The organism is Aeromonas sp. QDB23 (assembly GCF_027707745.1).
Lineage (GTDB): Bacteria > Pseudomonadota > Gammaproteobacteria > Enterobacterales > Aeromonadaceae > Aeromonas > Aeromonas allosaccharophila.
Genome location: NZ_JAPCJA010000124.1, coordinates 1 through 2,893 on the forward strand (window position 1 = coordinate 1; position 2,893 = coordinate 2,893).

Annotated in this window: 2 protein-coding genes; both read left to right on the forward strand. The window is 58.5% G+C overall.

Translation table 11 applies throughout. The features are described from left to right. The first annotated feature begins 130 nt into the window (after positions 1–130). Positions 131–2,470, forward strand: coding sequence for a CS1-pili formation C-terminal domain-containing protein (locus PG888_RS22640; protein ID WP_270694451.1), 2,340 nt, complete (start codon positions 131–133; stop codon positions 2,468–2,470). A gap of 21 nt (positions 2,471–2,491) precedes the next feature. Continuing rightward, positions 2,492–2,842, forward strand: a complete 351-nt coding sequence (locus tag PG888_RS22645; RefSeq protein ID WP_270694453.1) for a hypothetical protein — start codon at positions 2,492–2,494, stop codon at positions 2,840–2,842. The last annotated feature ends 51 nt before the right edge of the window (positions 2,843–2,893 follow it).

Sequence of the window (2,893 nt, forward strand, 5' to 3'; positions counted from 1 at the left end):
TAGTACTGAACATAGCTCCAAGACTACCTCTTAAGTTAAGAGGGGCGAAGTGTCTGGATCTTCAAGGGGCCAATCTATTTTGCTCGGGATGCTGCTTTTTGGCCCTCTGGCGGTGGCAGCAGACCCTGTCATGCTGCTACAACAGGCCAGGCAGTTGCCGGAAGGGTTTGAAGAGCACTTTTTTGGTGTTCCCCTGATGGTGCGAGTCACTGTCGACGGTCGCCTGCTGGGTGATGGGGAAGTGCTGCTCGGGCGGGATAACTCGGTACAGCTGCTTTCACTGGTGGATGTGCAAGATAGCGAGTTTGACGAGGGGGCGCGTGAACGCTGGTTGAGCAAGCTGGGAATCCCGCTGCCACTCGGCGAGTGTGACTTGGCCTGTCCTGAAGGCATTGTGGGATTGCAATACAGCCTGGAGGAGTCCCAGCTCTCGGTGCTGACCGGTCAGGTGGAGCAGGAGGCGCGGGATCAGCGCTTTATGGCATTGCCCCAAGAGAGCAAGGGGTTGCTGGTCCAGAACCAGCTGAACCTGGTGCAGGGCACTCAGCGCAATGGACACTACAACCTGCAGCTGGAAGGCAGCTGGGGGCAGTGGTCCCCCTTTATGGAGGGGGATGCCACCTGGCAGGAGGGGCAATCGAGCGAAGTGGGCCTGGCTCAGCTATATGGAGAGCGGCTTCATGAGGCCAATTTTTATCGCCTTGGCTTCTTCTTTCCCTCGGCGCAGGGGCTGGTGCGCCAGCCGAACTACTACAGTGGCGCAACGCCCACCGTGCTCGGGGTGATGTGGGGCAGTTCGGATTTGCTGCGCCGGGAACGCGGGGTACCCAGTCTGGCACCAATCCAGGTTGCTCCGGCTCGGCCGGGCATGGTGGAGATCTATCGTGACGGCAACCTGATCCAGTCCCAGCCGGTCGTATCAGGTTTGCAGGCGCTCGATACCCGCTCGCTGCCCGGCGGTATCTACGAGGTGGAACTGCGGTTGCTGGAGGATGGTCAGGAGACCCGCCGTTGGCGCGAGATGATCTACAAACCCTCCAACTGGCAGACGCCGGAGGAGCCGTGGCGTTTCAACCTGTTCGCCGGACGCCAGACCCGCTGGCTGGTGCGGCAGGGGGACAGCGATCTGGAGGGGGCCAGTGGCGGCGCTGCGGTGAACCACTTGCTGCTTCCCTCGCTGGTGGTGGGGGCGGGTAGCCAATATGTGGACAGAGGGGCCCAGCACTCCCTCTCACTCGATTGGGAGGCGACCAGTCAGCTCCACGGTTTTGCCTCCCTCAACCAGAGCGTTGGCATGGGGTGGGGTTACGATCTGCAGGGGATTTATTGGCACGGCAACAGCAGTCTGGTGGCCAGCCATTCGCGCAATCTGCGTAAGCAGGGGGATGCAAGCTCGGTATCCAGCCTGTCACTGCAGCAGTCGCTGGAAAAGTGGGGATCCCTCGGCGTCTATGTTTCTCACCAGTCTGGCCGTGGCAATGGCGCAGATCTGGGGTGGCACTATAGCGATCGATTTTTGGGGCGTTGGGTAACCTGGGGGGTGACCTTGTTCGATCGTCCCGGCAGCGAGAGCACGGCGCAGCAGCGGGATCGCGGCAGCACCCTCAGTTTGACCGTCAACCTGGGGGGACAGGATCGCCAGTTGTCGCTGGGGCTGGGCAGCAATACCTCCCGCTCCGGCGGCGCCCAGCGCAGTGCCTATCTCAACTACCAGCAGGAGGTGGATTGGGGGCCGCTGCGCCAAGTCAGTGTGGGCAGCACCCACGACAGCTATGGTACCGGACTATCCGGCTATGGCCGCTTCGCCGCGCCCTGGTTGGGGGGCGACCTGTTTGCCCAGCACTCCTCCTATAACGAACAGGTGACCGGCGGCATCAATCTGGAGAGCGTGGTGGCACTGGGGCAAGAAGGGGAGCTGGCGCTCGGTTCCCGCGATATGGGCGGCATGGGCAATGAGGCGGCGATGATCCTCGATATCGAGGCCGATGACGAGGCGGCGCGGATCCGGGTCAGTGACGATCAGGGTAGCGTGCAGACCCTCGGGCCCGGACGCCATCTGGTCTCTGTGCCAGCCTTGCAAAGCGGCACCTTGCAACTGGAGATGGCCGATCACGAGGGGGCGCCGCTCACCATCAAGCCTACTGTGCTCCCCTACCACCTTAACCGCGGCGGAGTGGGTTATGGCCAGGTGAATGCCGTGAGCACCGTCACTGTGATTGGTCGCTTGCTAGATGGGCAGGGAACGCCCCTCAAGGGGGCAATGGTTATCAATCATGTCGACCGTACTGTCAGCGAGGCTGATGGCTTCTTTGCTGTAGAGATGAGCAAACATAATTCCAACTTGCAGGTTGAATATCAGGGGGGGCAACAGTGCGATCTGGTGTTAGAGATGGACCGAGTCAAACGCCAGCAGGCCGTATTATTGCTGGGTGATCTGGTTTGTAGCCCACTGACTTGGGTCAGCCAATAAGATGTTGAGTAGGAAAAAATAATGAGAGCAAGTGTAATTCATGGCTATTGGTTGCTAGTCGCTTTGTTGTATGGTTTACCTTTATATGCGGCGACTCTTGATATAACAGCAGAATACAATCCAGCAACCTACGAAGTGGGTGGGGCAAAATTTATCAATACGACTCCTTGTACACAATTCCCCACAGCAGCTGGTTTCTGGTGTAGTACCACGGCAACGATAGATACGCCACAAGCGGTACGTTTTGGCATTAACATTAGTCGAACAGTTAACATGAATGGAAATAACAGAGAGGGAATACATTACATTGGATTTTCTGGTGCTCGCGATGTGACCTTGGTAAAGGAGCAGGGCGGGATCGCACTTTGTTAATGAAATTTGAACAGGCAGATCGTCTGTGATCTAATCGCGTCTCCATGCAGG

What these genes read in the sequence shown, in the direction of transcription:
- PG888_RS22645 (WP_270694453.1), top strand. Translation starts at nt 2,492, where the DNA reads ATGAGAGCAAGTGTAATTCATGGCTATTGGTTGCTAGTCGCTTTGTTG.
- PG888_RS22640 (WP_270694451.1), top strand. Translation starts at nt 131, where the DNA reads ATGCTGCTACAACAGGCCAGGCAGTTGCCGGAAGGGTTTGAAGAGCAC.